Source organism: Bradyrhizobium sp. CCGB20 (genome assembly GCF_024199855.1).
Taxonomy (GTDB): domain Bacteria; phylum Pseudomonadota; class Alphaproteobacteria; order Rhizobiales; family Xanthobacteraceae; genus Bradyrhizobium.
Genome location: NZ_JANADN010000001.1, coordinates 2432460 through 2459357 on the forward strand (window position 1 = coordinate 2432460; position 26898 = coordinate 2459357).

The window sequence follows — 26898 nt, forward strand, 5'->3', positions numbered from 1 at the left end:
CGGTCTGCGGCTGGCGAAACGATCTCCATGACAGTTTTGTAAAGCTCGGATGCCGATGATGGTTCCTGAGCCTTACGGCTGTCCCGATCCGTCCGCGGAGCCATACACCTGGCCCGTCGCATAGCTCGCATCGGCTGCGGCAAGCTGCACATAGATCGAAGCGAGCTCGGCGGGCTGGCCGGGGCGACCGAGCGGCGTCATGCGATGATTACCTGGACTGCCCGACGCTAGGCGCCTTGCCGAGCTCCTTGGCCATCTCGAGATGATGCTTGAGTGCCGGCAGCGTCTTGCCGGCCCAGTCCTTCAGCGCCGAATTGTCACCACCCTTGGCGTAGCGCTCGAACAGCGAGACCGCGTCCTCGTGTGCGCTGACCTGGTAGGAATTGTAGTCCGAGCTGAAATCCTTGCCCGTAGCGCCCTTGAGCTTGTCGAGCTTGCTCTGGTGCGAACTGTCGATCGCCGTCGGCAGGGTCGCCTGCACCTTGCCGTCGCCGACGAGACCTTTGAGCTCGCTGCTGGTCTTGGTGTGGTCGGTCACCATCTGCTGCGCGAAGGATTTCTCCTGCGCGGTGCCCTTCTGCCCGGCGAGCTTGCTCGATTCGATCTCGAACATGTCGCTGATGGCGACCTCCTTGACGAAGTCTGCGGTTGCAGGCGCGACGCCGAGCACGGAGTTGACGCCGGTCTTCTCGCCGAGCGACTGGGCGAGGGCAGGGCCTGCGAGAAGCACGCAAGCAATGGCGATGGCGGTACGTTTCATGGTCCGGTCCTCTGGATTGGCGGCGCGGTCGCTTGCCGCGCGGGTTGTTGCGCCAACACAGCCTCCAGACCGAAGTTCCTAATCCGTCGGATGGCGACCGGTGCGCGGATTGATCGGATCGGTCGGCTTGCGCCGTAGTCTCTCAGGCAGGAACGGTTCTGCGGGCGAGGCCGACGGATCAGCGCGCACATCGGCGTGTCGCTGCGCACGCTCATGAGGGGTCTGGTTGGTGTTGATCTGTCGCTTCACGTCGACGCCATCGACGGGGTCGTTGACGCCATGCTGGATGTCGCGGAAGTCGCTCATGGTTCACCTCATTCCCGGTTTCCTGATCTCGACATTGAGAACGGCGCGTTTTCCGTGATGTTCCTGTTCGGCCGCGAGATGTCGCACCTGCACCCAGGAACGATCACCCCTTCACGCAAGTTGATCCGTACATTTTCTGATTGGAGAATCGAGATGTTGAATCAAGGCGAGTTGGACCGCACCGAGATGGGCAGGTTGATCGGCAGCGACAAGGTCGAGGGAACGTCGGTCTATGGCGCTGATCGCAACAAGATCGGCGCGATCGAACGCGTGATGATCGACAAGGTCAGCGGCAAGGTTTCCTACGCCGTGCTCGGTTTCGGCGGCTTCCTGGGCCTCGGCAACGACCACTATCCGCTGCCTTGGCAGTCGCTGAAATACGACACGGAGCTCGGCGGCTACGTCACCGCGATCACCGCGAAGTCGCTCGAAGGCGCGCCGAAATATGGCGAACGCAGCGACTGGAACTGGGGCGATGACGCCGCGGTCCGCGGCATCAACTCCTATTATGGCGTTCCCTTCGCTTGAGCGGCGAATGGAAAGGGAGCTTCCCATGAGCAAGGAACGGCCCACCGACGATCCCCGGCGTCAGACTGACTGGGGATCGCACACCCAGACGAACAAGCCCTGGAAGGGAAATCCGGAGAAGGAGCAAAAGTCGGGGGAGGCAAAGCCCGACCTCGAGAAGTGGCAAGAGACGAAGACGCACTGAGCAAGGTGTGCGACGACAGCATCTACATGAGCGCGGCACCCACGGTGCCGCGCTTTTTCTTTTGAGCAGTGCAATCACGAATGACAGCGGTGCTCTCGAAGGCCGGAACCATGCTCTGGGGCTGTCGTTGGGCTCGCGGCGCGTGAGCCGGCCTTGGCCGCTCCGCCGCCAGTTCAGTCCCTGGAAAGGTGTTCACCGTGGATGCTCAGACACGGGAGCGTGGGCCATCTGCGGAGCAGCCGCAGAGGGCGAAGGAAGCTCCGAAGACATCTCCTGATCAGGCCCGCGACGCCAAGGACCAGGAGCCCGCGAACACGCCCTCGCTGCGCGATCGGCTTCGCGAGCACTGGTTGCTGGCAACCGTCGGCGCCATCATTTTTCTCGCGGTCCTGATCGGCGGTCTGCTCTACTGGCTCGAAGTTCGCCACTACGAATCCACCGATGACGCCTTCGTCGCCGCGCGCAGCTTTTCCGTAGCCTCGAAGGTTGGCGGCTACGTGACTGACATCCCGGTCACGGACAATCAGCATGTCAATGCCGGCGACCTCATCGCCAAAATCGACGAGCGCGATTACCGGATCGCCGTAGACCAGGCTACGGCACAGGTTGCCGTCTCCAGGGCGAACATCGACAATGTCCAGGCGCAGATCGTTTCACAGCAGGAGCAGATCAAGCAGGCCGAGGCGCAGCTCGAACAGGCGCAAGCCCAGCTTCAGTTCTCGCAGGAGGAGTTCGCGCGTGCCCAGGACCTCGTCGAGAAGGGCGCCGGCACCGTGCAGCGCCAGCAGCAGACCCGGTCCGATCTTCAGGCGCAGCAGGCCAACACCGAGCGCGCCAAGACCGCAGTGACGGCCGCGCAGGTCGGCATCAAGACGCTGCAGGCGCAGCTGGAAGGGGCCAAGGCGCAGCTCCAGCAGTCGCAGGCGCAACTCGATCAGGCCAAGCTGAACCTGCACTACACCAACGTCGTTGCCGCGCAGTCCGGCCGGGTCGTCAAGCTCTCGGGCGCCAAGGGCACGTTCGTCACGGCGGGGCAGAGCCTGATGATGTTCGTGCCCGACGAGGTCTGGGTCGTCGCCAACTACAAGGAAACGCAGCTCAACGACATGCGTCCGGGCCAACCCGTCGAGATCCGTATCGACGCCTATCCCGGGCGCAAGCTCACGGGACATGTCGATTCCGTGCAGCCGGGCTCGGGCACGGCGTTCAGCCTGCTGCCGGCGGAGAACGCCACCGGCAACTACGTCAAGGTGGTGCAGCGCGTGCCGGTGAAGATCGTGGTCGACAACTGGCCGGCCGATCTGCCTGTTGGTCCCGGCATGTCGGTCGTGCCCTGGACCAGGGTGCGATGACGGACACCACACAAAACGGCGCCTCCGCAGGCGGCTGGTCGCCGGAGCGCTCGGCGGCCGGCGGGCACAATCCCTATCTCATCGCCTTCGTGGTCTCGATCGCGACCTTCATGGAGGTGCTCGACACCACCATTGCCAATGTCGCGCTGCGCCACATCGCCGGCGGCCTTGCCGTCGGCATCGACGAGAGCACCTACGTCATCACCAGCTATCTCGTCGCCAACGCCATCGTGCTGTCGATCTCCGGCTGGCTGTCGACCGTGATCGGCCGCAAGCGATTTTACATGATATGCGTGGCGACGTTTTCGATCGCGTCGCTGCTGTGCGGCTTCGCCTGGAATCTGGAAGCGCTGGTGCTGTTCCGCATTCTCCAGGGCCTCGGTGGCGGCGGCATGGCGACCAGCGAGCAGGCGATCCTCGCGGACTCCTTTCCGCCTCACAAGCGCGGCCAGGCCTTCGCGATCTACGGTGTCGCGGTGGTGGTCGCGCCCGTGATCGGCCCGACACTCGGCGGCTGGATCACCGATACGTACAGCTGGCACTGGGTGTTCCTGATCAACGTGCCGATGGGAATGCTCTCGCTGTTCCTGGTCGGCACGCTGGTCAAGGAGCCGTCGGGCGCGGAAGAGGAGCGTGAGAAATTGCTGAGCAAGGGCCTGCGTGTCGATTATATCGGCTTCGCACTCGTCGCGATCGGGCTCGGCTCGCTCGAATACGTGCTCGATGAAGGCCAGCGCAGCGACTGGTTTGGCTCGAACGTGATCGTGTTCTTCGCGGTGCTCGCTGCTGTCTCCCTGATCGTGCTGATCCCGTGGGAGCTGACGCGTGAGGATCCCATCGTCGACCTCCGCCTGCTCGGCCGGCGGCAGTTCGCCGCCTGCTTCCTGGTCATGCTCGGCACCGGCGCGGTGCTGATCTCGACCACGCAGCTCCTGCCGCAACTGCTCCAGACCGAGTTGAACTACACCGCCATGTTGGCCGGCCTTGCGCTGTCACCGGGCGGCATCGCGACCCTGGTGCTGATGCCGGTGGTCGGGCGCCTCGTCAGCACCGTGCAGCCGAAATATCTCATCATGCTAGGTGCCGCCATCGTCGCGTTCTCGATGTGGCATCTCACCGGGCTCACCGGCGACATCACCTACGGCTATGCCGCGCTGTCGCGCATCTTCCTCGCGCTGGGCCTGCCATTCCTGTTCCTGCCGGTGACGACCGCGTCCTATGACGGTGTGCCGCCTGACAAGACCAACCAGGCTTCCGCGCTGATCAACGTCGCCCGCAACATCGGCGGCTCCATGGGTGTTGCGCTCGCGCAGACTGTCCTGGCGCAGCGCCAGCAATTTCATCAAAGCCGCCTGATCGAGCACGCCGCGCCATCCGACCTCGGTTACCAGCAGACCATCGATGCGATGACACGCTATTTTCAGGCGCAGGGTTCGAATGCGAGCGACGCCGCGTCGCAGGCGGTCGCATGGGTCGGCCGAACCTTGCAGCAGCAGGTGGACTTCCTCGCCTATATCGACGTGTTCTGGACGCTCGCGATCGTCGCTGTGCTGATGATTCCGACGGCGGCGGTGCTGCGTCCGATCGATCTCGGCGCGCCGGCGCGGGGGCATTGAGGAGAAGGGCGCTGCCTGTCCCCGTCATTGCTTCGTCGCAAGAGCGCCTCGCAATGACGGCGTTTGAGAAGCGCGCCGCTCACCCCACCGCTTCCCGCCGCCCCGGCCCCGCATGCACATGTACCTGTTTCGCATGCAACGGCTCGCCGCATTCCGAGCACACCATCACCGGGTCGAACTGCTTGCCGCAGGTCTTGTGCTCATGCAGCAGCGGGCGGCCGCGCTCGTCGCCCATGTGGGTATCCCCCCAATGCACCATCGCCATGATGATCGGGTAGAGATCGAGGCCCTTCTGCGTCAGGATATATTCGTAGCGCTTGGGCGCTTCGGAATAGGGGACGCGGCGCAGGATGCCGAACCGCACCAGCTTCTTCAGTCGCTCCGAGAGCAGGTGTCGCGTGATCTGGAGCGAGGACTGGAATGCCTCGAACCGGCGCACGCGCAAGAAGCAGTCGCGCAGGATCAGCAGCGTCCAGCGGTCGCCGACCACCGCGACGGTGCGGGAGAGCGAGCAGGGCTCCTCGTCCAGCGTGTCCCACTTCATGATGCGGTCTCCGGCTCGTCCCTTTAAGTCTGAAAAAGGAACTGACTTGAATGATCAGAGATATTCGTAGTTCAGCCTAGCATTAGGCCGGATGGTTTGACAGTTCTATTTTAGAACTGTAGCCTTCTGCCCAACACACGATTGCTCTCACCGGAGGAGGCGACCTTGCCCAAGCGAAACGCGACAGCAGCCGTGATCGGGGCCGGCGATTTCATCGGCTCCGAGATCGCCAAGAAATTTGCCGCAGAAGGCTTCACGGTCTTCGCCGGCCGCCGCAACGGCGACAAGCTCGCGCCGCTGGTGAAGGACATCGAGGCTTCCGGCGGTGAGATCCACGCGCGCTCGCTCGATGCGCGCAAGGAGGAGGAGGTTGTCTCCTTCCTCAACGACGCCGACCAGCGTGCGCCGCTCGAGGTCTGCATCTTCAACGTCGGCGCCAACGTCAATTTCCCGATCCTCGACACCACCGAGCGCGTCTTCCGCAAAGTGTGGGAGATGGCCTGCTATTCCGGTTTCCTCGCAGGGCGCGAAGCGGCGCGGCTGATGCTGCCACGCAATGGCGGCAACATCTTCTTCACTGGCGCGACCGCATCCTTGCGCGGCGGCAGCGGCTTTGCCGCCTTTGCCAGCGCCAAATTCGGCCTGCGCGCGGTGGCGCAGGCGATGGCGCGCGAGCTCGGGCCGAAGAACATCCACGTCGCCCATCTCATCATCGATTCCGGCGTCGATACCGAGTGGGTGCGGCAACGCCGGCTCGAAGCCCTCGGGGCGAATGCGCTGGACAATCCCGATCTCCTGATGCCGCCGTCGTCTGTCGCGGATGCCTACTGGCAGCTCTATCAGCAGCCGAAGAGCGCCTGGACCTTCGAGATGGAGATCCGCCCGTTCGGAGAGAAATGGTGACCGCGGCGTGGGACTGCGGCTAGACTGACCACAACACAAACCGAAATCCGGGAGGAAGCTTACGTGAAGACCGCGATCACCGAACTGTTCGGCATCGAGCACCCCATCATCCAGGGCGGCATGCATTTCGTCGGCTTTGCCGAACTCGCCGCCGCGGTCTCCAATGCCGGCGGGCTCGGCATCATCACCGGCCTGACGCAGAAGACGCCGGAGCTGCTCGCGAAGGAAATCGCGCGCTGCCGCGACATGACCGACAAGCCGTTCGGCGTGAATCTCACCTTCCTGCCGACCTTCTCCGCGCCGCCTTATCCGGAATACATCGCGGCCATCGTCGAAGGTGGCATCAAGGCGGTGGAGACGGCGGGCCGCAGCCCGGAGCAGTACATGCCCGCGCTGAAGGCCGCCGGCATCAAGGTGATTCACAAATGCACCTCGGTCCGCCACTCGCTGAAGGCCGAGCGCATCGGCTGCGACGCCGTCAGCGTCGACGGCTTTGAGTGCGGCGGCCATCCCGGCGAGGACGACATCCCGAACATGATCCTGCTGCCGCGGGCGGCGGAGGAACTGAAGATTCCGTTCGTTGCCTCCGGCGGCATGGCCGACGGCCGCAGCCTCGTCGCGGCACTGTCGCTGGGCGCCGCCGGCATGAACATGGGCACGCGTTTCATCGCCACCAAGGAAGCGCCGGTGCATCAGAACGTGAAGAACGCGCTTGTTACGGCGACCGAGCTCGACACCCGCCTGATCATGCGGAGCCTGCGCAACACCGAGCGCGTGCTGAAGAACGCCAATGTCGATCGCCTGCTCGAGATCGAGCACGAGAAGGGCGACAAGCTCAAGATCGACGACATCCACGACCAGGTCGCGGGCGTCTATCCCAGGATCATGCTGGATGGCCAGATGGACGCGGGCGCCTGGAGCTGCGGCATGGTCGCGGGCCTCATCCGCGACATTCCCTCCTGCAAGGAACTCGTCGATCGCATCATGTCTGAGGCGGAACAGATCATCCGCAGCCGCCTGATGGGGTTCCTCGATGGGACAGGTGCGGCGCGAAAAGTCGCCTGACACCGGCAAACTTCTTAACCACGGCGGGAACTGCCCGCTGGAATTGCGCGCGACGCCTCCTAAATAGGGGTAAATTACCCCTTAATCAATTTCAGGAGGCGTCCGTGGTCCTGAAGAGCGTTCCTTTTGCAGCTGCCCTTGCCTTCGTGCTCGCATGGGGCGGCATCGCGCGCGCTGACGACTACAAGCCCGACGAATATCTCGGTCTCGATCTTTCCAAGGCGGTGCTGTCGCCGAAGCGGCTCGGGCCCGAGACGCAATTCGCTCCTGTCGCGTTGGAGGCGAAGGGTGGCAACGAGGCGCAGGCCCGCGCCGAGCCGATCGATGTGCCGAAGAAGGTCGCCGCCGAACGCGTGCATGTGGCGGAGCCGAAGGTCGCGCATGCCAGGAACGCCCAGCCGCGCGGCGCTGCCCGCGCCAAGCTCGCGCATCGCCACGGCAATCCGCTGGACGCGCAGGCGAGGGATACCCGCATCCAGACCTGGCCCTGCCGCTCCGGCGGCATCTGCAACTGGCAGCGCTAGAGCGTAGCGGATCGGACCTAGATCGAGAGGCGAAGTCGCTTCACCTCGCCCCGCTTGCGGGGAGAGGTCGGATTGCATCGGAGATGCAATCCGGGTGAGGGGGACTCTCCGCGAGTCCGAATCTCACCATCCCCGCGGAGACTCCCCCTCACCCCAACCCTCTCCCCGCAAGCGGGGCGAGGGAGTGCACCTTCCTTGCGGCTGCATCTCGCCCGTCATCCGCGCGTCGCAAAACCGTCGGCGCGGAGTCAAAAAACCGTAAGGATAGGAGTCAAGGAGCGCAGGCACCTTCCGTCGCGATTCGACGAAGGTTTCCTGAATGGCAACGCTCCGCGCCTCGCGCGCATGGACCCGGCGGCAGTTCCTGGTCCGCTCGACTTCAAGTCTCGCCGTTTCCACGCTCGGCACACTCGCAAAGCCATCCATCAGCCGCGCCGCCGATCGCCCGCAGATCGCGGGCGGTATCCAGTCCGGCGACGTCTCGGATGGCTCCGCCGTGGTCTGGGCGCGCGCCGACCGGCCCGCGCGGATGCAGGTGGAGTATTCGACCGTCGAGAGCTTCAAGACCATCATCGCATCCGCATCGCGCGACGCGCTGCCCGATACCGACTTCACCGCAAAGCTGTTGCTGAACGATCTGCCGCCCGGGCAGGACATCTTCTATCGCGTGCGCTTCGACGACATCGCGAGCGGCATTGCCGGCGAAAGCCGTGTCGGCCATTTCCGCACCGCGCCGGCAGCGAGCCAGTCGATCTCGTTCGTGTGGTCGGGCGACGTCGCCGGGCAGGGCTGGGGCATCGACAGCTCGCGCGGCGGCTATCGCAGCTATCGCACCATGCTCAACAATCGCCCGGACTTCTTCATCCATTCGGGCGACCACATCTACGCCGACTGCACGATCCCTTCCGAACAGAAGCTGCCGAACGGCGAGACCTGGCGCAATCTGGTGACCGAGGAAAAGGCCGAGGTCGCGCACACGCTGGCGCAGTTCCGCGGCAACTACAAATACAATCATCTCGACGAGCATTTTCGCGCGTTCCACGCGGACGTCCCGATGTTCGCGCAGTGGGACGACCACGAGGTCACCAACGACTGGTCGCCCACCGGCAGCTATGACGAGGCCGGCTACGAGGATGACGGCACCCCGCGCCTCGTCTCACGCGCCCGCCGCGCCTTCTTCGACTTCATGCCGATCCGCGACATCGGCGCGCGGCAGGGCCGGGTCTACCGCAAGATCGCCTACGGTCCGCTGCTCGATGTCTTCATGATCGATATGCGCAGCTATCGCGACGACAGCTGGAATAAAGGTGACGACCATCGCGGCTGGATCTTGGGTATCGAGCAACTCGCCTGGCTGAAGCGCGAGCTCGCCGGCTCGCGCGCGACCTGGAAGGTGATCGCGGCCGACCTGCCGATCGGCCTCGTGAGCCTGGATGCCGTCGCACTCGGTAATGGCCAGCCGGACCGGCGCGAGCATGAGATCGCCGATCTCCTCGCCTCGATCAAGCGCGCCGGCATCCGCAACATCGTCTGGCTCACCGCCGACATGCACTACACCGCCGCGCACTACTACGATCCGAACAAGGCGCAATTCCAGGATTTTGAGCCGTTCTGGGAGTTCGTCTCCGGCCCGCTGCATGCCGGCACCTGGGGACCGGGCGAGCTCGACGACACCTTTGGCCCGGTCGCGATGTACCAGAACGGGTGCAGCGAAGCGCAGGGCGAGAATCTGGCGCCGTGCTTCGGCCTGCAGTTCTTCGGCCGCGTCGACATCGACGGCCGCAGCGGCGTCATGACGGTGACCTTGAAAGACGTCGACGATCGCGACCTCTGGTCGGTCGACATCGTGCCGCACCCGCAGGCCCGGCCGACCGTGGTCGCGCAGCATTCCTAGGGCATACGCAGGCCAATGCCGCCGCGCACGGGCCGGGGAGCGGTTTGCGGAGCTTCGGCGCGCGCATTCATCCAGGGCGGCATCTGCGGTGCGGTCGGTTGCCGGACAAAGAATTCCCCTTGCTTGGGCGAGCCGGTATAGGCGAAGCCGTCGGCCTGCGCCGGCGCGGCGCTGGCGAGGGCGGCTGCCAGAGCAGTGATGGTCAAGATCGTCTTCATGGTCGTCTCCGTGTCGCGCGCGGCCAGAATGACCGCGACGGTGGGATGCTGACAGGAGAGGGCGCTGATCTGAAATGCCGTTTGGCTGTCGCGGCGATACCCGTCGGCTATCTCGCTGACCCGATCTTGATTGGCCGCCCCGCGCCTCCCGCGCTATACTGTCTGCTCCCGCCATCTCTTTTCCATCACCGAAGAGTCTGTTCCCGCGGCCTCACCGCGTGCATCCGGCGGGCTGAAATATCTCAGGAGCCTGTTTCATGGACAATCTGAAGACACAGGGCATCAGCATGCCCAAGCTCGGCCTCGGCACCTTCCGCTTGCAGGGCGATGCCTGCCGCGCTGCGGTCGAGAGCGCACTCTCGATCGGCTATCGCCACATCGACACCGCCGAGATGTACGCCAACGAGGAGCCGATCGGTGCCGCGCTTGCAGCGGCCCGCCTGCCGCGCGCCGAGCTGCATGTCACCACAAAAGTCTGGCACGAGAACCTCAGCCCCGACGCGATCCGTCGCGCCTTCGATGCCAGCCTGCAGAAGTTGAGGCTCGACCATGTCGACCTCTATCTCGTGCACTGGCCGTCCAAGGCCGCGAACTGGGGCGCGGTGTTCGAGACGCTGATGAAGCTGAAGGAGGAGGGGCGCACGCGAGCGATTGGCGTTGCCAATTTCAACACGGCGCTGCTCAAGACCGTGGTCGAGGACATCAAGGCGCCGATCGCCTGCAACCAGATCGAATATCACGCCATGCTCGATCAATCGAAGGTGCTGGCCTATCTCAACGCCAGGTCGATCCCGCTGGTCGCCTATTGCCCGCTCGCGCAGGGGCGAATTGCATCAGATCCGGTGCTGGCCGAGATCGGCGCCAGGCACAACGCGACCGCGGCGCAGGTCGCGCTGAAATGGCTGCTCGACCAAAACGGCGTCGCTGCGATCCCGAAGGCCTCGCGACGCGAAAGCCAGCAGGCCAATCTCGATGCGCTCAAGATCGCGCTCGACGATGCCGACCGCAAGAAAATCGCGGCGCTGCCGAAGGACAGGCGTTGCGTCAACCCTGGCTTTGCGCCGGCGTGGGATTAGTCTTGTCTGATGTTTCGAACACGCAAAGAAATGGCCCCGCGAGGGGCCATTTCCGTGTTGCGTTGCGCGTTAGTCCCAGTGGTGACGGTGGCTGCGCTTGATCACCACGACCTTGTTGTCGCGATGGTGCCAGCCGCGATGCCAGCCGTGATCGCGATGCATGCCGTATTCGGCGCGGGCGCCGTACGGGCCGTGATGATGACCATGCTTGATCACCACCGTCTCCGCACTTGCCAGCGTCGGCGCAGCGATCACGAGCGCACCCAGAGCCGCAACCACATAACCAAGCTTCTTCATGCTGTCCTCCTCCAATTCAATGCAAATGAGAACGGCGCATGCGTGTGAACGTTCCGGGGGAAATGGAGGAGATTTCTGAACGGATATTCAGGGTGGTTAATCGCAGCGTTGCTGTGAAGGCGTCGGCGCGCCCGTCGCGACGTACTTGCCGTCCTTGATGGTGTACACACCGCGCTCGCTGCGATTGTAGATCGCGCGCAAGCTGCCTTGCTCTGATAGCAGCAGGCCGTATTCACGCGTCTGCCGTAGCGAGGGGAAGTAAACCATCACATTGAGCAGGCCTCCGGCATCGACCGTGGCGGACACCACTTCGTTCTCGTCCTTGGCTTCGCCGAAATCGCGCCGGTACATCACCCGGCCGTCCTTGCGGATCTCGTAAGTCAGGAGCGAGCCCTTGTCGCGGTCCGGCCGGGCCGCGCAATCGACCGCCCATGAGCCGAGCAGGCCCCATTGCTCGACAGTCGCCGCGAGCGTCTCGGCGCCGGCCGCGGGCGCGAACGCAATCCACAGCGATGCCGCCGTGATCCAGCGGCTCAAACAACGTGTCATCTCCTGAAAAACCCCGCCTCGAAGAATTCCAAAGTGTAGCATCCCGTTCGCGATCGTCCACGCCGGCTACCAATCGCGCGCGAATTTGATCCGCGTCAATGAGGTCGGTCATATCAAGGCTAGGATGGCGCTCCCGAAGGCGAAATTGGATAGACCGATGCTGAATCAAGTCATGGATTTCGCGGGCGAGGTGCTGCCGGGGAGCTGCGCCGTGCCGCCTTATTCCGAGACGGCGTTTCTGGCCGAGCTGGGCGAGCGCTTGAGGTCCTCGCGCGCGCGTTGCGAGCTGTCGCGCCGGGAGCTGGCCCGCCGGTCCGGGATTTCCGAGCGCTACATTGCCCAGATCGAGGCCGGCAAGGGCAACGTCTCGATCGTGCTGTTGCTGCGGCTGGCCTCCGCGATCCATAGCAGCCAGCCACAGGTCGCCTGAAGCCCTAGGCCCGCTTCTCCACGTTGGCGCTGCGGGCCGGCACGCCGAACTCCTTGCGACAGACCTCGGCCAGCACGGCGACGCCCTCGCGGATCTGCTGATGCGAAGGGCTTGCAAAGCACAGTCTCAGACGCGAGCTGGAATGCGTCTTGTTGGTCGACCATTCCGGTCCTGGATTGATCGAGACGCCTGCGGCGAGCGCGGCCTGATACAGTTTCAGCGTATCGACCTGGTCGGGCAGCTTCACCCAGAGGAAGATGCCGCCCTTCGGCTCCTCGAACTCCGCCGCCGTCCCGAACTGCTCGTTGAGGGCCTCCATCAGCGTGTCGAGCTTGGTGCGCAGCGCCTTCGTCAGTGCCGGCACGTGGGTCGCAAAATGCGGCTTGCAGTAGGCGGCCAGCACCATCTGCTCCAGCGCGCCCGAGCCGGCATCCGTCTTCAGCGCCAGCATCCGCGACATCACATCCCAGGGCGCGGCGATGAAGCCGACGCGCAGTGCCGGCGCGATCGACTTGGAGAACGAGCCGATGTGGATCACGCCGCCGTTCGGGCTCATCGCGTAGATCGCCGGCGGTCGCTGTCCCGACCAGACGAGATCGGCATAGCAATCGTCCTCGAAGATGGGCACGCCGTATTCCGCCGACAGCCGCAGCAACTCGGCGCGTCGGCTCTCCGGCATGATGCTGCCGGTCGGGTTCTGCACGGTCGGGATGGTGTAGATGTATTTGGGGCGGATGCCGCGGCCCTTGAGGTCGGCCAGCATCGAGGCCAGCACATCCATGCGCATGCCGTCCTTGTCGAGGGGGACGCCTACTACATTGACCCCGAGCCGCGCCAGGCGGGTCAACGAACCCTGATAGCTGTCCTGCTCGAAGATCACGGTATCGCCGCGCGTCAGCAGCGTCGCGTTGACGAGGTCGAGCGCCTGGAGCGAGCCCGAGACGATCATGAGATCGTCGACCGTGCAGTTGATGCCGGCGTCGCGCTTCAGTTTTGTCACCAGGAATTCGCGCAAGGGCAGGTAGCCCTGCGGACCGTGCGCCAGCCCGTAAGTGGCGAGCGAGCGGCCCTCGCGTTGCAGAGCCTGGTTGGTCGCCTCGATCAGGCCGTCGAGCGGCAGTTGCTCGGAATCGTTGTTGCCGCCGACGAAGCTGTACTTGGCAAGGCCCGTCCAGCGCGCAGAAGGGGCCGGCAGCCCTGCGGGAAACAGGGGTGCGAAATCGAAGCTGGACGTCATGGGGGCGTTCCTCGTTTCTGTTCTTGTTGAGCGGCCAGCGTTGCACCGGCCCGCTTGTTTTCTTTCTCGGGGGCCGCCCGGGTGGGCGGCCTTGCTTGTTGCCGGCCGTCCTGGTCGGACGGGCCTTACTTCTTCCCGACCGTCCTGGTCGGACGGCCCTGGCTGATGAAAGCGTAATGCGCATTGGCGACGCCGCCAACCATCAAGGCCTCGACCACCGGCTCGGCGATCTCGCCGGTCGCAGCCCAGTCGACGAGGAAGTTGGCCCCGGTCCCGCCGCGCACGTCGTCGGTCGGAATGAAGATCGAGATGGTGGCCAGAGGCTTCAGCGCCACCTGAGCCTTCAGGTAGGTCTCGACCTGCTTGCCTGTGGTGTCGAAATAGGCGATGCGTTTAACGACCAGCGGCTGGGTCTCGGAGGCGTTGTGCACACTCAGCGTCACCGAGAAATCGACACGCAGCTTTCCCTGGCTCATCGCGACGCTGGAATAGGCGGGCACGTAGAACCCGCCGGAGACGGCAAGTTCCTCCTTTGGCAGCGCGGTGAGCGAATCGGCAAAGTTTTGTTCGATATTGACCTTGGATTGAGCGGCTGCGGGCACGGCATAGGCAAGGGGGCATAACAGCATTGCTGCCAACAGCCCCTTCCGCATGTGACGAATTGCTCGCTTGCCGCACCGCAACCCGTCTCTAGGGTGCGGCAAAACGGACCAATTTGGCATGCACGAACTCATTCGCGACATCACTCTCTGTATTCTGTTTGCCTGGATGCTGGGCCTGCTCGCCCATTTCTCGCGGCAGCCGCTCATCCTGGCCTACCTTATCGCCGGCTTTTGCATAGGTCCATTCGGTGCCGGCTGGGTCAAGTCGCAGGAATCGATCAGCGTCATCTCCGAGCTCGGCCTGATCTTCATGCTGTTCATGATCGGTCTGGAGATCGACCTGAAGAAGATCGTGCGGGCGGGCAAGGTGATCCTGTTCGCGGCGGGCGGTCAGCTGCTCGGCGGCTGCCTGCTCGGGGCGCTGTTCTTCGCCGGCATCGGCTTGTCGTTCGGCGGCGGGCATTTCGATGCGGTCTATCTCTGCGTCGCCTGCGCGCTGTCGAGCACCGTGATCATCGTCAAGGTGCTCTACGAGAAACGCGAGCTCGACACGCTGCCCGGCCGCATCACGCTCGGCGTGCTGGTGCTCCAGGACATCTTCGCGATCCTGTTCCTGGCGGTGCAGCCGAGCCTTGCCAATCTCGAGGTCAGCGTCATCCTGCTCTCGATCGGCCGCGTCGCCGTGCTGGTGGCCGCCGCGCTGCTGGTCAGCCGTTATGTGCTGCCGCGCCTGTTCCATCAGATCGCCCGCCGTCCCGAGCTGATCCTGCTCGGCGCGCTGGCCTGGTGCTTTCTCGTCGCCGAGACCGCGGAGCGGCTGTCGCTGTCGCGCGAGATGGGCGCGCTGATCGCCGGCGTTTCGCTCTCGACCTTTCCTTACGCCCTCGACGTCACCGCCAAGGTCACGACGCTGCGCGACTTCTTCATCACGCTGTTCTTCGTCGCGCTCGGCATGACCATTCCCGTGCCCGGTCTCTCCGTGATCGGGCTCGCCTTGATGATCGCAGCGTTCACCGTGGTGAGCCGCCTCGTCACCACCTTCGCTCCGCTCTACCTGATGAAGCAGGGGCTGCGCGCCAGCCTGCTGCCGGCCCTCAACCTCGCGCAGATCTCCGAGTTCTCGCTGGTGGTGATCCAGACCGGCGTCGCCGACCATCATATCGCGGCCGAAACGGCGAATGCGGCCTCCTTCGCCTTCGTGGTGCTGGCGGTGCTCTCGACCTTCGTGATGACCCGCAGCGACGAGATCACCCGCTGGGCGATCGGCCCCCTGAAGCGGATCGGCCTGCGCGATCTCGACCACGGCAACGGCCATGGCGAGGAGGGGCACGAAGGCGGCCATGGCGAGGCCCGCCGCATCGTCATCCTCGGCTTTTTCCGTGCGGCGAGCGCGCTTCTCGCCGAGATCGAGCGGCAGACACCGGTGCTGCTCGAGCAGATCACCGTGGTCGACTTCAACCCCAATGTGTACCAGACCCTGGTATCGCGCGGCCTGCACGTGATCTATGGCGACATCAGCAGCGCCGACACGCTGCTCCATGCCGGCGTCGGCAAGTCCGAGATGATCATCCTCAGCGTGCCGGATGCGCTTCTGAAGGGCGCCAGCAACGAGAAGCTGGTCCGCCACGTCCGCACCCTCAATCCGACCGCCATGATCGTCGCCACGGCCGATCTCTTGTCGGATGTGGGCGAACTCTACGCGGCCGGCGCCAGCTATGTCACCGTGACCCGGCTCAGCGACGCTCATGAGCTGTTTACCGTGATCGAAGCCGCCCAGGCCGGCCTTCTGGCCGACAAGCGCGCCGAGCTCGATCAGCGGCTTGGCGAGCGGCGCGAAGTGCTGCCCTGACGGCGCCCGGCCGCCTTCCGGCCCGGCTATTTGCGCCTATATCTCTGGCATCTTCGGTGCAAGCCTGCCCCTGACAGGCCCGCCGCCCGGAATATGTGGTTGCGTCCAGGACACTAGCGCCCCGGCCCAAGTCCGGCTAAGCCTCCCGGCCATAACCGATAGAGATTGGGAAATGCCCGATAGCGTTCAGGAAGTCTTGCAGGCCTTTGCCCGCGGTGAGCTCGTGGTCGTCACCGACGACGAGGACCGCGAGGGCGAGGGCGATCTGATCGTCGCCGCCTCGCTCTGCACCGCCGAGAAGATGGCGTTCATCATCCGCCATACGTCGGGCATCGTCTGCGCGCCCGTGACCACCGAGGACGCGCGCCGCCTCCGGCTCGATCCGATGGTGGCCCACAATGATTCCGCGCACACCACCGCGTTCACGGTCTCGATCGACTACAAGCCCGACGGCGGCACCGGCATCTCGGCCGAAGAGCGCGCCTCGTGCTGCCGCGCGCTGTCCAATCCCAATGTCGGCGCCAACGACTTCGCCCGGCCCGGCCACATCTTCCCGCTGATCGCCAAGGACGGCGGCGTGCTCTTGCGCTCCGGCCATACCGAGGCCGCGGTTGATCTGTGCAAGCTCTCCGGCCTGCCGCCGGTCGGCGTCATCAGCGAGCTGATGAATGACGACGGCAGCGTGATGAAGGGCGAGCAGGTCGCCCGCTTCGCCGCCCAGCACAAGCTCAAGCATGTCACCATCGCCGACATGATCGCCTATCGCCAGGTGCGCGAGAAGCTGATCGAGCGGGTCTCGACCTTCGTCACCGAAAGCCCGATCGGACCGCTTCAGGGCTATGCCTATCGCTCGCCGTTCGATTCCATCGCCCACGTCGCATTCGTCTATAACGGCGTCGGCGACGGCAAGAACGTGCTGACGCGCTTCCACAAGCCCAACATCGTCAAGGACATTTTCACCGGCCACAAGCGCATGGCGGCGGTGCTCGAGCACTTCAAGAAGTCCGGTCGCGGCGTCCTGGTGTACTTGCGCGACGGTGCCGCCGGCGTCCCCGTTGCCCCGCTGCCCGATGAGAGCGCGACCGAGGCGGACCGCAACCGCCAGTGGCGCGAGGTCGGTGTCGGCGCGCAGATCCTGCGCGACCTCGGCGTCACCTCGATCCGCCACCTGACTTCCTCGGTGCACGACTACAAGGGTCTGTCGGGCTTCGGCATCGAGATCGTCGCCAACGAGCAGCTTGAAAGCTAGCGCTGTCATTCCGGGCTCGCGCGCCGTGCGTCCCCGGGATTCACGCAGACCCGTACTTCTGCAACGCAATTGCACTTGTTGCCGCGGCGCTTTAGTTTGTCGGGCAAATTTTTGACGGAACCAGACGAAAGGACGTTTCATGAGCGTGCGCCCTCAGGCCAAGGACAAGCCGGCTGCGGCTTCTTTCCAGTGGGACGATCCGTTCCTGCTCGACGAGCAGCTCACCGAAGACGAACGCATGGTGCGCGACACCGCCCGCGCCTACGCCCAGGACAAGCTGCTGCCGCGCGTCACCAAGGCCTATCTCGAGGAGAAGACCGACCGCGAGATCTTCAACGAGATGGGCGAGCTCGGCCTGATCGGCATTACGCTGCCTGAGGAATATGGCTGCGCGAATGCGAGCTACGTTGCCTACGGTCTCGTCGCGCGCGAGATCGAGCGGGTCGATTCCGGCTATCGCTCGATGAACTCGGTGCAGTCCTCGCTGGTGATGTACCCGATCTACGCCTATGGCGACGAGAACCAGCGCAAGAAGTACCTGCCGAAGCTCGCCAGCGGCGAGTGGGTCGGCTGCTTCGGCCTCACCGAGCCCGATGCCGGCTCCGATCCGGCCGGCATGAAGACCCGCGCCGAGAAGGTCTCGGACGGCTACCGCCTGACCGGCAGCAAGATGTGGATCTCGAACGCGCCGATCGCCGACGTGTTCGTGGTCTGGGCCAAGTCGGCCGCGCACGACAACCAGATCCGCGGCTTCGTGCTGGAGAAGGGCATGAAGGGCCTCTCCGCGCCGAAGATCGGCGGCAAGCTGTCCTTGCGCGCCTCGATCACCGGCGAGGTCGTGATGGACGGCGTCGTGGTTCCCGAGGACGCCCTGCTGCCCAACGTCTCCGGCCTGAAGGGCCCGTTCGGCTGCCTCAACCGCGCCCGCTACGGCATCTCCTGGGGCGCGCTCGGCGCCGCCGAGGACTGCATGCACCGCGCCCGCGAGTACACGCTCGACCGCAAGCAGTTCGGCAAGCCGCTCGCTGCGACCCAGCTGGTGCAGAAGAAGCTGGCGGACATGGAGACCGAGATCGCGCTCGGCCTTCAGGGCTCGCTTCGCGTCGGCCGCCTGATGGACGAGGGCAAGTTCGCGCCCGAGATGATCTCGATCATGAAGCGCAACAATTGCGGCAAGGCCCTCGACATCGCCCGCGTCGCCCGCGACATGCATGGCGGCAACGGCATCTCGGCCGAGTACCACGTGATGCGCCACGTCCATAACCTCGAGACGGTCAACACCTACGAGGGCACCCACGACGTCCACGCCCTGATCCTGGGACGTGCGATCACGGGCATCCAGGCGTTTTTCTGAGCCACGTATTCCGTGGCCGTTGTTTTACTCAGCTGTCATCGCCCGCCCCGTGCGCAATTGCGCACTAGGGCGGGCGATCCAGTATCCCGGAGACCTTGCCTTCGCCACCGGCGCCACGGCGTACTGGATACCCCGCCTTCGCGGGGTATGACGGCGAGTGTTGGGGCAGCAGTGCACAGGAAGTCTCATGTCCGACAACGACGACGTCCCGTTCAACCGCAACTTTCCGCTTAAAGCCGGCGTCGTCGAGGAAGTTCGTCCCGGCGTGCGGCGCGTGCTTTGTAACAATCCGAGCCCGTTCACCTTCACCGGCACGGTCAGCTACATCGTCGGCCAGGGCAACGTCGCGATCGTCGATCCCGGCCCGGACGACGAGGCGCATGCGGCGGCGCTGCTCGATGCGGTGCGCGGCGAGACCGTGAGCCATATCTTCGTCACCCACACCCACCGCGACCATTCGCCGAACACCGCGCGGATCAAGCAGGCGACCGGTGCGCCTGTTTATGCCGAAGGCCCCCACCGCGCCTCGCGCCCGCGCTTCGAGAGCGAGAAGCACAATCCGGAATCCGGCGCCGACCGCGATTTCGCGCCCGATATCAGGATCGCGCATGGTGACGTGGTCGAGGGCGACGGCTGGCGTCTGGAGGCCGTGGCGACGCCGGGCCACACCGCCAATCATCTCGCCTTCGCCTGGCCCGAGCGGAAATTCAACTTCGTCGGCGACCACGTGATGGGCTGGTCGACCTCGATCGTGGCGCCGCCCGACGGCTCGATGATCGACTACATGGAGTCGCTGGATCGTCTCGCCGCGCGCGAGGAGGATCTGTATTTCTCCGGCCACGGCCCCGAGATCCCGGACGGCCAGCGCTTCGTGCGCTTCCTGATCCGCCACCGCAAGGCGCGCGAAGCCTCGATCCTGCACCGTCTCGCCAAGGGCGAGACCGACATCCCGACCATGGTCCGCGCGATCTATATCGGCATCGACCCGCGCCTGACGACGGCCGCCGGCTATTCCGTCCTGGCGCATCTGGAAGATCTGGTCGCGCGCGGCGTGGTGACGACGAATGGCGATCCTGTGATCGGCGGGACGTACCGGATGGCCTGAGGGCGAGTAGCGAATGGGGAGTAGCGAATAGACGGTCTTCCACTCGCTATTCACCACTCCCCATTCGCCTGCTCATTTCTTCACCGTCTTCGCTGGTGCCTTCGGCGGTGCGACCGGCGTCTTCTTCACCGGTTTCAGCGCGTCGGCGTCGGCGGCGGTGTTGAGATCGTCGATGAATTTTTTGACGCGTGCGGCGTTGCTGCCGAAATCACTGTCGAAATAGCGCGAGGCCGAGCGGATATCGACACGGGAATCGTCACCGTCGGGCACGACCCGGATCGAGACGTCCTCGCGGAACCCCATGATCGGCGTCCGTGCCACCGCCTCGATGCGGCCGATGCGGCGCGGCGGCTGAGGCTCACGCTCGTCGATGACGAGCCATTTGCGCTTGATGACGAGCTGGCGCGCGATCGCATAGGCCCGATCGACCGGGATCTCCAGCTCGATCGGCTCGATGTCGGGATAGAACTGGCGCTGCTGCTCGGCCGAATAGAGGCCGGCATAGACGGCGGTGTTGGTGCCATCCCCGGTGCGCACGTGCGACAGCGCGTCGAAGCGCGGCGGGTCGATCGGGTTGGTGGTGATGTCGTAGATCGGAGGCAGCTTGCGGTATTGCAGGCCGAGATAAGCCGGATAAGCGAGGATCGCGCCGTCGATGAGGAAGGCGAGCAGGATGCGCGCCATGCCGCGCGAGCCGTTCTGCCAGATCGCGGCAAAGCCCGCGAGCCCAAACAGGATCGAGAGGCCGGCGATCGCGAGCCCGGCGAAGAACGTCATCAGCGCCGGTTTCATCTCCAGGAAGTCGAAGCGGACGATGATGATCGAGACCACCACCGCCACCACCGCGAACACGGCCAGATTACGCGCCCAGCTCGCGAGGCTGGACACGGGCTCCGACTGATAGGGAGTGGAAAACCTGCGGGCCATCGGGTGACGCTTCTGCCGGGTTTTGGGGGCGGTGCCGGCCGATTTGGCACGACGATGGGCCGTTGAGACCACGGCCCGGGGGCAAATTCAAGGGAGACCGGACTGTTACCGCCCGGACGAACCGTCATTCCGGGGCGATGCGAAGCATCGAACCCGGAATCTCGAGATTCCGGGTCTGGTCCTTCGGACCATCCCGGAATGACGGTGAGTGCTCCCCGTTACGCCGCGGCGTTCGGAAAGCGGTAATCCTTGAACTGGTCGCGCAGCGCCGTCTTCAGGATCTTGCCGGTGGCGGTGTGCGGAATGCCGTCGACGAAGGCGACGTCGTCGGGCATCCACCATTTGGCGATCTTGCCGTCCATGAACTTCAGGATGTCCTCGCGGCTGGCCTGCTGGCCCTGCTTGAGCTGCACGATCAGCAGCGGCCGCTCGTCCCATTTGGGATGGAACACGCCGATCACCGCGGCTTCCGCAACGGCGGGATGGCCGACCGCGAGGTTTTCGAGGTCGATCGAGGAGATCCACTCGCCGCCGGACTTGATCACGTCCTTGGAGCGGTCGGTGATCCGCATGTAGCCGGCCTCGTCGATGGTCGCGACGTCGCCGGTGTCGAAGAAGCCTTCCTCGTCGAGGATGTCAGTGTCGATGCGGAAGTAGGCCTTGGCGACGGCGGGGCCGGAAACTTTCAGGCGGCCGAAGGTCGTACCATCCCACGGCAATTCCTTGCCGGCATCGTCGGTGATCTTCATCTCCACCGCGAAGGGCGCATAGCCCTGCATCTGGAGCACGGCGAGTTTGGCATCGCCGGTCGCATTCTGGAACGGCGGTTTCAACGCCGCGACGCTGCCGATCGGGCTCATCTCGGTCATGCCCCAGGCATGGCGCACGTTCGAGCCCATGTCGAGGAAGGCCTTGATCATCGAGCGCGGCATCGCCGAGCCGCCGCAGATCACCATCTTCAGGTCCGGCAGCTTCAGATTGTTGGCGGCCATGTGCTGCAACAGCATCAGCCACACCGTGGGCACGCCCGCCGTGTGCGTCACCTTCTCGGTCGAGAGCAGCTCGTAGACCGAGGCGCCGTCGAGCTTGGCGCCGGGCATCACCAGCTTGGTGCCTTGCGAGGGGGCCGAGAAGGCGATGCCCCAGCTATTGGCATGGAACAGCGGCACCACCGGCAGCATTGTCTCGGACGCGCTGGTGCCGAGGGCATCGACATTGTTCGCCATCAGCGCATGCAGCACGTTGGAGCGATGCGAATACAGCACACCCTTCGGATCGCCCGTGGTGCCCGACGTGTAGCACATCGCGGCGGCCGTGTTCTCGTCAAAGTCCTTCCATTTGAAGTTGCCGTCGGCCTCCGCGATCCAGTCCTCGTAGGCGACCACATTCTTCAGCGTCGTCTGCGGCATGTGCGCCTTGTCGGTGAGCACGACGTAGCGTTCCACGCTCGGCAGCTTGTCGGCGATCTTCTCCAGGACCGGAACGAAGGTGATGTCGGTCATCACGATGCGGTCCTGCGCATGGTTGATGATCCAGGCGATCTGCTCGGGGAAAAGGCGGGGATTGACGGTATGGCAGATGGCGCCGATCCCCATGATGCCGTACCAGACCTCGAGATGGCGCCAGGTGTTCCAGGCGATCGTTGCGACACGGTCGCCGAGCTTGATGCCGTCGCGCTCCAGCACTTGCGAGACCTTGAGCGCGCGCTTGTGGATTTCGCCATAAGTGGTGCGATGGATCGGTCCCTCGACCGATCGTGTAACGACCTCCTGCTTGCCATGAATCCTGGCGGCGTGTTCGATGATCCGGTGGCAGAGCAGGGGCCAATCTTGCATCAAACCAAGCATTCCGTCGTTCCTCCGAGAATTCGCTGGGCGGGTTGTCGCTCTCAGCGCTGGGCCAAAGAATTGTCATGAGTTTTAGCCTGCCGGACTTTCGCCGCAAATGGTCTTGTCGCGGCTATATGTCCGCCGGCGCGGCAATGGTTACCGCCGCGCTGGGGCTGTCGCTTGTGCTCGCCGAGAGGGCAGAGGCGCGAAAATACGCATCGCCGTTCGATATCTTTGGCCTTGGTACGCCACGGCCGCGCGGATCGGTTCATCCAGCCAGGATACCTGCCAAGATACCGCTACCAAAACCGCGCCCGGAAGAGGCTCCCAAAGCGGCGGACGAGACCCCTCCGCAGACCGAAGCAAAACCTTCTCCCGACAAGCCGAACGCCACCAAGCCCGCCGAGGCCGCGCCGCCGCCCGAGAAGCAGGTCTCGGCCTGCCGGCTTGCGCTGACCGATGAGATCGCGGTCGCGCCGTCCATTCCGGATATTCGCGGCCCCGGTGCCTGCGGCGGCGAGGACCTGGTGCGGCTCGAAGCCATCGTGCTGCCGGACAAGCGCAAGGTGGCGGTCAAGCCGGCGGCTGTCCTCCGCTGCACCATGGCGTCCGCGATCGCCGATTGGATTCGGAAGGACATGGTGCCGCTGGCCACCAGCCTCGGCTCGACCATCAGCGATCTCGACAATTTCGACAGCTTCGAATGCCGGGGCCGTAACCGCGTCGTGGGGGCGATGCTGTCCGAGCACGGCAAGGCCAACGCGCTCGACGTCCGCGCCGTCAAGCTCACCAACGGGCAGTCGATCGGCCTGACCGACCGCAGCCTGTCGCGCGATGTGCGCGAGCGCGTGCTGCATTCGGTCTGCGCGCGCTTCTCCACCGTGCTTGGCCCGGGCTCGGACTGGTATCACGAGGACCACATCCATCTCGACCTGGCGCAGCGGCGCAACGACTACCGGATCTGCCAGTGGAATGTCTGGGATCCCCTGCCGCAGGTCGCTCCGCTGCTGCCGGCGGAGCGGCCCGAGGAGGCGCCGCCGCGCGAGGTCGCGGCCAAATCCGAGGCCAAGCCTGAGGCGAAGGACGGGGCTGATGACGAGGCGGCGCAGAACCCCCCTGCGCCTGCGGACAAACCGGCGGCCGACCGCAAGAAGGCCCAGCCGCACAAGCCGGCAACAAAAAAGCGCCGGTAAAACCGGCGCTTTTGAATGTCTGAGATCAGGAGATGATCAGTAGCTGCCCGCCTGGCCCATTTGGCCGCCGCCGAGCGCAAGGCGCGAATTGTAGGGCGAGTCGCCGTGCTTCGGCTCGAGCACCACGACGATGGTGCCGACCTTCACGCGATCATAGAGATCGATCGCGTCTTCGTTGGTCAGGCGGATGCAGCCTGACGAGATCGAGGCGCCGATATATTCCGGCTGGTTGGTGCCGTGGATGCGGAACAACGTGTCCTTCCCGCCGGAATAAAGGTAGATCGCGCGAGAGCCCATCGGATTGTCCGGGCCGGGCGCAACATAGGTCGGCACGCCCAGGCGCGAAATTTCGCCCGGGGTCGGATGCCAGGCCGGCCACTCGGTCTTGCTGCCCACCTTGGCGATGCCAGACCAGGCCATCGCCTCTTCGCCAACGGTGATGCCGTAACGGATCGCCTTGCCGCCATCCTGCACGTAATAGAGATAGTGGTTGTCGGAATCGACCACGATCGAGCCCGGCGATTCCTTGCGGTGGTAATCGACGATGGCGCGGCGGAACGGCTCGGCGACCGGGGTGTTCTCATACCGGACCTTGGCGAGGAGTTCCTTGTCCTTCGGCTTGAAGGCCTTGGTGTCGGTCGCCTCAAAATGTGTGGCCTGCATGCAGCCCGACAGCATCAGGCCAGCGGCCAAAATACCCAGCTTAACTTTCAGCGACGACATGATTTGGTTCCAATCGACAACAACATGCTTTCGTGGGGCTTGAGCGAGCCCAAACCACGACTCCGTTGGGTCCTATTATCGTTGAAATCTGCCACAATTCCAGCGCTTCGGACCTTTTCCCGCGCTGCGAGACCCGAGCTGTGGCTTTTTTGCCGCAAGTTTTGCAGCTTTGGGCTGATTTTTGGGCGTGGGATGCCGAACTGTCGATTCTGGGCCACGGTGCCGCCACAAATGCAAACGCTCCGTTAATGTGCTTGTCATCATGAACTTGTCAGAATCGCGCTAAGGGCTGTCAGTCTGTCGCAGGCCCCTGCTGGAGTTGTGCATGTTTTCTGTGTTCGTTCCCTCCGACTCCACTCTCAAGAAGGCCGTCGTCGAGGACCTCGCGGCGGTTCCGGAGCACGCGGTGTGGATCGATCTGGTCAACCCGACCGCGGCGGAGGACAAGGCGGTGGAGCGGCTCTCGGGCATCGCGATCCCGACCCGGGAGGACATGCAGGAGATCGAGATCTCCAGCCGCCTCTATATCGAGAACGGCGCGCGCTACATGACGGCGACGCTGATGTGCCACTCCGATACCGACATGCCCCGGACCACGGCCGTGACCTTCATTCTCGGCGACCACCGCCTCGTCACGGTGCGCTACGACCAGCCCAAGCCGTTTGCGCTGGTCGAGGCCAAGCTGGCCCGTTCCTGCACGCCTGCGATCACCGGCGAGATGGTGCTGATGGAACTCCTCGACGCCGTGATCGACCGCTGCGCCGACATCCTGGAGCGCTGCGGCGCCGAGATCGACCAGGTCAGCCACGACATCTTCGAGCCCGAGAGCGAGCGCCACGGCCACGCCAAGCAATATTCCCAGATCCTGATCTCGATCGGCCGCAAGGGCGACCTGACCTCGAAGGTTCGCGAAAGCCTGGTGTCGATCGGCCGCGTCGTCACCTTCCTGTCCGCGGTGGTGGAGGGCGTGAAATGGTCGAAGGACATGCGCGAGCAGCTCAAGACCATGCAGCGCGACGTGTCGTCACTGACCGACCACGCTTCCTATCTCTCCAGCAAGATCACCTTCGTGCTCGACGCCATGCTCGGCGTCGTCAATCTCGAGCAGAACAACATCATCAAGCTGTTTTCGGTCATGGCCGTTGTCCTGATGCCGCCGACGCTGATCGCCTCGATCTACGGCATGAACTTCAAGTCGATGCCGGAACTCGAATGGGTCCACGGCTATCCGATGGCGATCGTCATGATGCTGTTCGCCGCCATCGTTCCGTACTGGATCTTCAAGTGGAAGAAGTGGCTTTAATACCTACCGATACCTTACGCCGGTCGTAGAGACATGGCGGTTGGTGTCGCAGAATAGAGCGGGATTGCGGCCGCGCCGTGATGTGTGCGCGCCGCCCCAATTCCTCCGGTAAAATTTGAGCAGTGGGCTGAACGTTTGCGCGAAACTTGTCTGCGATAAGCAGCATGTTAGCCGCGAGGAACAGCCATGGTTGAAAAACACATAACGACGCCCCGCAACGTCATCGATCTGGCGAGTTATCGTCAGGTCCTGGCGAGCGGCAAGGCGCCGTCGTTGTCGGCACGGATGTGCCGGCACTGTGGTGCTCCGCTGCTCGATGGCGAGAACGACGACGACTGCTCGACTGCGTTGAACGTTGCCGCTCCAAGTGCTGCAGCTTCAAGTCTGCGCAAACGGTCGCGTCGGATTCGAGTCGATTGAGGACCGGAAGGAAGGGCGGGCGATCCAGGTCTTGCGGCGGCGTTGTCTGGATCGCCTTGCTTTCTGCCATTAGACGATTCAGCTAGCGCTTCACGATCTGCGCTGTCGAGACGATGGTCTCGGCGATGGCACTGTTGCGGCTGAACGAAGCCAGATGCCCCTCGACATCGCGCAGCATCGCCTCGACATTGTCGCCCAATGCATCCGGCGAAGACGACGAGTAGGTGAGTGTGCGCTGTGCGAGGTCTTGCACGCTGACCATGTGGCTTGTCTCGACCGTGACGAGTTCTGTGGGCTGAAAGGGGCTGCCGCGAAAGAATGCGGGAAGGTCGCGATGGGTCCGCGTGCCCTTGCCGGCCTCTTCCCAGAGCTTGGCCGGCGACCAGCGGCGGCGGATTTCATTGTAGCCGTCGAGCCATGGGTTGCGGCCGTCGGTGGCCGAGAACGAGGCGCAGACCAGGATCGCGCCGCCGCGCGCGACCAGCCGGTCGAGCAACGCAAGCGTCGCCTCGCGATCCATCCAGTGCAGGGCGCGCCCGATCGTCACGACGTCGAAGGTGCCGATGTCAGGGGCGAGCGTCTCGGCCTTGCCCTCGATCAGCGTGAGTGCTTGGCCTGCGGATGCAGCGGCGGCTCGCGCGGCGTCGAGCATGGCGGGCTCAGGGTCGACGCCGACGACGCGGCCGACATATCCGGCGAAGCCCAGCGCCAGCAATCCGGGGCCGGTGCCGAGGTCGATCAGGGCGCAGCGCGCGGACAGCCCAAGCTTCTGCGCGACGCTGCGAAAGAACTCGCTCGGGTAGGGCGGCCGCAAATGCTCGTAAAGTGAGGCTGTGCTCGCGAACCGGCCCATGCATCGCC

29 protein-coding genes and 1 pseudogene are annotated in these 26898 nt (G+C 64.3%); 17 read left to right on the forward strand and 13 right to left on the reverse strand.

From position 1 onward, the window contains the following. Positions 1–72: 72 nt before the first annotated feature. The 3 genes and pseudogenes from NLM15_RS11115 to NLM15_RS11125 form a co-directional block, all read right to left on the reverse strand. Positions 73–198 (reverse strand): annotated as a pseudogene (locus tag NLM15_RS11115) (NAD(P)-dependent oxidoreductase); the annotation flags it as partial. A gap of 10 nt (positions 199–208) precedes the next feature. Further along, complete coding sequence (locus NLM15_RS11120) at positions 209–760, reverse strand: DUF4142 domain-containing protein (RefSeq protein ID WP_254116995.1); 552 nt, start codon at positions 758–760, stop codon at positions 209–211. A 78-nt stretch (positions 761–838) separates the two neighbouring features. Continuing rightward, positions 839–1066 (reverse strand): hypothetical protein, encoded by a 228-nt coding sequence (locus tag NLM15_RS11125; protein WP_254116996.1) that lies wholly within the window; start codon positions 1064–1066, stop codon positions 839–841. 153 nt (positions 1067–1219) lie between these two features. Here NLM15_RS11125 and NLM15_RS11130 point away from each other — a divergent pair, with 153 nt between their 5' ends. The 4 genes from NLM15_RS11130 to NLM15_RS11145 all read left to right on the forward strand — a co-directional run bounded on the left by NLM15_RS11130 (position 1220) and on the right by NLM15_RS11145 (position 4746). Then, a complete protein-coding gene (locus NLM15_RS11130; RefSeq protein WP_254124207.1) occupies positions 1220–1594 on the forward strand; it encodes a PRC-barrel domain-containing protein in 375 nt (124 codons plus the stop codon). Between the two features lie 25 nt (positions 1595–1619). Next, on the forward strand, positions 1620–1778 hold the full coding sequence (locus tag NLM15_RS11135) for a hypothetical protein (RefSeq protein WP_254116997.1): 159 nt from the start codon (positions 1620–1622) through the stop codon (positions 1776–1778). 197 nt (positions 1779–1975) lie between these two features. Next, positions 1976–3130, forward strand: a complete 1155-nt coding sequence (locus NLM15_RS11140) for an efflux RND transporter periplasmic adaptor subunit (protein ID WP_254116998.1) — start codon at positions 1976–1978, stop codon at positions 3128–3130. Next, the gene (locus NLM15_RS11145) at positions 3127–4746 is read left to right on the forward strand and encodes a DHA2 family efflux MFS transporter permease subunit (RefSeq protein WP_254116999.1); all 1620 of its coding nucleotides are present in this window, start codon (positions 3127–3129) and stop codon (positions 4744–4746) included. Before NLM15_RS11140 ends, NLM15_RS11145 begins: the two co-directional genes overlap by 4 nt. Before the next feature lie 79 nt (positions 4747–4825). On the opposite strand, the gene NLM15_RS11150 is transcribed toward NLM15_RS11145, so the two are convergent. Then, complete coding sequence (locus tag NLM15_RS11150) at positions 4826–5290, reverse strand: helix-turn-helix domain-containing protein (protein WP_254117000.1); 465 nt, start codon at positions 5288–5290, stop codon at positions 4826–4828. A 165-nt stretch (positions 5291–5455) separates the two neighbouring features. Here NLM15_RS11150 and NLM15_RS11155 point away from each other — a divergent pair, with 165 nt between their 5' ends. From NLM15_RS11155 to NLM15_RS11170, 4 genes are all read left to right on the forward strand, one after another. Continuing rightward, positions 5456–6193, forward strand: a complete 738-nt coding sequence (locus NLM15_RS11155; RefSeq protein WP_254117001.1) for an SDR family oxidoreductase — start codon at positions 5456–5458, stop codon at positions 6191–6193. A gap of 63 nt (positions 6194–6256) precedes the next feature. After that, positions 6257–7258, forward strand: coding sequence for a nitronate monooxygenase family protein (locus NLM15_RS11160; protein WP_254117002.1), 1002 nt, complete (start codon positions 6257–6259; stop codon positions 7256–7258). A 104-nt stretch (positions 7259–7362) separates the two neighbouring features. Beyond that, positions 7363–7782 (forward strand): hypothetical protein, encoded by a 420-nt coding sequence (locus tag NLM15_RS11165; RefSeq protein WP_254117003.1) that lies wholly within the window; start codon positions 7363–7365, stop codon positions 7780–7782. 319 nt (positions 7783–8101) lie between these two features. Then, positions 8102–9676, forward strand: a complete 1575-nt coding sequence (locus NLM15_RS11170; RefSeq protein WP_254117004.1) for an alkaline phosphatase — start codon at positions 8102–8104, stop codon at positions 9674–9676. Here NLM15_RS11170 and NLM15_RS11175 read toward each other — a convergent pair. After that, entirely contained in the window at positions 9673–9894 is a 222-nt protein-coding gene (locus NLM15_RS11175) for a hypothetical protein (protein ID WP_254117005.1), read from the reverse strand. The two genes, NLM15_RS11170 and NLM15_RS11175, sit on opposite strands and share 4 nt — an antisense overlap. Positions 9895–10151: 257 nt before the next feature. Here NLM15_RS11175 and NLM15_RS11180 point away from each other — a divergent pair, with 257 nt between their 5' ends. Further along, entirely contained in the window at positions 10152–10970 is an 819-nt protein-coding gene (locus tag NLM15_RS11180; protein WP_254117006.1) for an aldo/keto reductase, read from the forward strand. A 69-nt stretch (positions 10971–11039) separates the two neighbouring features. On the opposite strand, the gene NLM15_RS11185 is transcribed toward NLM15_RS11180, so the two are convergent. Both NLM15_RS11185 and NLM15_RS11190 read right to left on the reverse strand, forming a co-directional pair. Then, positions 11040–11267 (reverse strand): hypothetical protein, encoded by a 228-nt coding sequence (locus NLM15_RS11185; RefSeq protein ID WP_254117007.1) that lies wholly within the window; start codon positions 11265–11267, stop codon positions 11040–11042. Positions 11268–11363: 96 nt separating this feature from the next. Next, the gene (locus NLM15_RS11190) at positions 11364–11816 is read right to left on the reverse strand and encodes a hypothetical protein (protein ID WP_254117008.1); all 453 of its coding nucleotides are present in this window, start codon (positions 11814–11816) and stop codon (positions 11364–11366) included. Between the two features lie 157 nt (positions 11817–11973). On the opposite strand from NLM15_RS11190, the gene NLM15_RS11195 reads away from it, so the two are divergent. Beyond that, a complete protein-coding gene (locus tag NLM15_RS11195; RefSeq protein WP_254117009.1) occupies positions 11974–12246 on the forward strand; it encodes a helix-turn-helix domain-containing protein in 273 nt (90 codons plus the stop codon). Positions 12247–12250: 4 nt separating this feature from the next. On the opposite strand, the gene NLM15_RS11200 is transcribed toward NLM15_RS11195, so the two are convergent. Next, positions 12251–13483 carry a PLP-dependent aminotransferase family protein gene (locus tag NLM15_RS11200; RefSeq protein WP_254117010.1) on the reverse strand — a complete coding sequence of 411 codons (1233 nt, stop codon included), beginning with the start codon at positions 13481–13483 and terminating at the stop codon, positions 12251–12253. 125 nt (positions 13484–13608) lie between these two features. Continuing rightward, on the reverse strand, positions 13609–14136 hold the full coding sequence (locus NLM15_RS11205) for a DUF3124 domain-containing protein (protein WP_375166833.1): 528 nt from the start codon (positions 14134–14136) through the stop codon (positions 13609–13611). A 67-nt stretch (positions 14137–14203) separates the two neighbouring features. Between NLM15_RS11205 and NLM15_RS11210 the strand changes: the two genes are divergently transcribed. The 4 genes from NLM15_RS11210 (at position 14204) to NLM15_RS11225 (ending at position 19642) form a co-directional block, all read left to right on the forward strand. After that, positions 14204–15934, forward strand: a complete 1731-nt coding sequence (locus NLM15_RS11210; RefSeq protein ID WP_254117011.1) for a cation:proton antiporter — start codon at positions 14204–14206, stop codon at positions 15932–15934. A 172-nt stretch (positions 15935–16106) separates the two neighbouring features. Then, complete coding sequence (ribB, locus tag NLM15_RS11215; RefSeq protein ID WP_254117012.1) at positions 16107–17183, forward strand: 3,4-dihydroxy-2-butanone-4-phosphate synthase; 1077 nt, start codon at positions 16107–16109, stop codon at positions 17181–17183. A gap of 139 nt (positions 17184–17322) precedes the next feature. Continuing rightward, positions 17323–18537 carry an acyl-CoA dehydrogenase gene (locus NLM15_RS11220; RefSeq protein ID WP_254117013.1) on the forward strand — a complete coding sequence of 405 codons (1215 nt, stop codon included), beginning with the start codon at positions 17323–17325 and terminating at the stop codon, positions 18535–18537. Positions 18538–18724: 187 nt separating this feature from the next. Beyond that, positions 18725–19642, forward strand: coding sequence for an MBL fold metallo-hydrolase (locus NLM15_RS11225; protein WP_254117014.1), 918 nt, complete (start codon positions 18725–18727; stop codon positions 19640–19642). A gap of 72 nt (positions 19643–19714) precedes the next feature. Here NLM15_RS11225 and NLM15_RS11230 read toward each other — a convergent pair whose 3' ends face one another. Together NLM15_RS11230 and NLM15_RS11235 are read right to left on the reverse strand one after the other, a co-directional pair. After that, positions 19715–20569 carry a DUF1499 domain-containing protein gene (locus NLM15_RS11230; RefSeq protein WP_254117015.1) on the reverse strand — a complete coding sequence of 285 codons (855 nt, stop codon included), beginning with the start codon at positions 20567–20569 and terminating at the stop codon, positions 19715–19717. A gap of 218 nt (positions 20570–20787) precedes the next feature. Continuing rightward, positions 20788–22416 carry a fatty-acid--CoA ligase gene (locus NLM15_RS11235; RefSeq protein WP_254117016.1) on the reverse strand — a complete coding sequence of 543 codons (1629 nt, stop codon included), beginning with the start codon at positions 22414–22416 and terminating at the stop codon, positions 20788–20790. 65 nt (positions 22417–22481) lie between these two features. Here NLM15_RS11235 and NLM15_RS11240 point away from each other — a divergent pair, with 65 nt between their 5' ends. After that, positions 22482–23591: an extensin family protein gene (locus NLM15_RS11240; protein WP_254117017.1), complete on the forward strand. Its 1110-nt coding sequence runs from the start codon at positions 22482–22484 to the stop codon at positions 23589–23591. 36 nt (positions 23592–23627) lie between these two features. On the opposite strand, the gene NLM15_RS11245 is transcribed toward NLM15_RS11240, so the two are convergent. Next, entirely contained in the window at positions 23628–24314 is a 687-nt protein-coding gene (locus NLM15_RS11245; RefSeq protein ID WP_254117018.1) for a L,D-transpeptidase, read from the reverse strand. Positions 24315–24639: 325 nt separating this feature from the next. Between NLM15_RS11245 and NLM15_RS11250 the strand changes: the two genes are divergently transcribed. After that, positions 24640–25617: a magnesium transporter CorA family protein gene (locus NLM15_RS11250; RefSeq protein ID WP_254117019.1), complete on the forward strand. Its 978-nt coding sequence runs from the start codon at positions 24640–24642 to the stop codon at positions 25615–25617. 186 nt (positions 25618–25803) lie between these two features. Beyond that, complete coding sequence (locus tag NLM15_RS11255; protein ID WP_254117020.1) at positions 25804–26037, forward strand: hypothetical protein; 234 nt, start codon at positions 25804–25806, stop codon at positions 26035–26037. A gap of 82 nt (positions 26038–26119) precedes the next feature. Here the strand turns inward: NLM15_RS11255 and NLM15_RS11260 are convergent, their stop codons facing one another. Then, a complete protein-coding gene (locus tag NLM15_RS11260; RefSeq protein ID WP_254117021.1) occupies positions 26120–26890 on the reverse strand; it encodes a class I SAM-dependent methyltransferase in 771 nt (256 codons plus the stop codon). Positions 26891–26898: the final 8 nt, after the last annotated feature.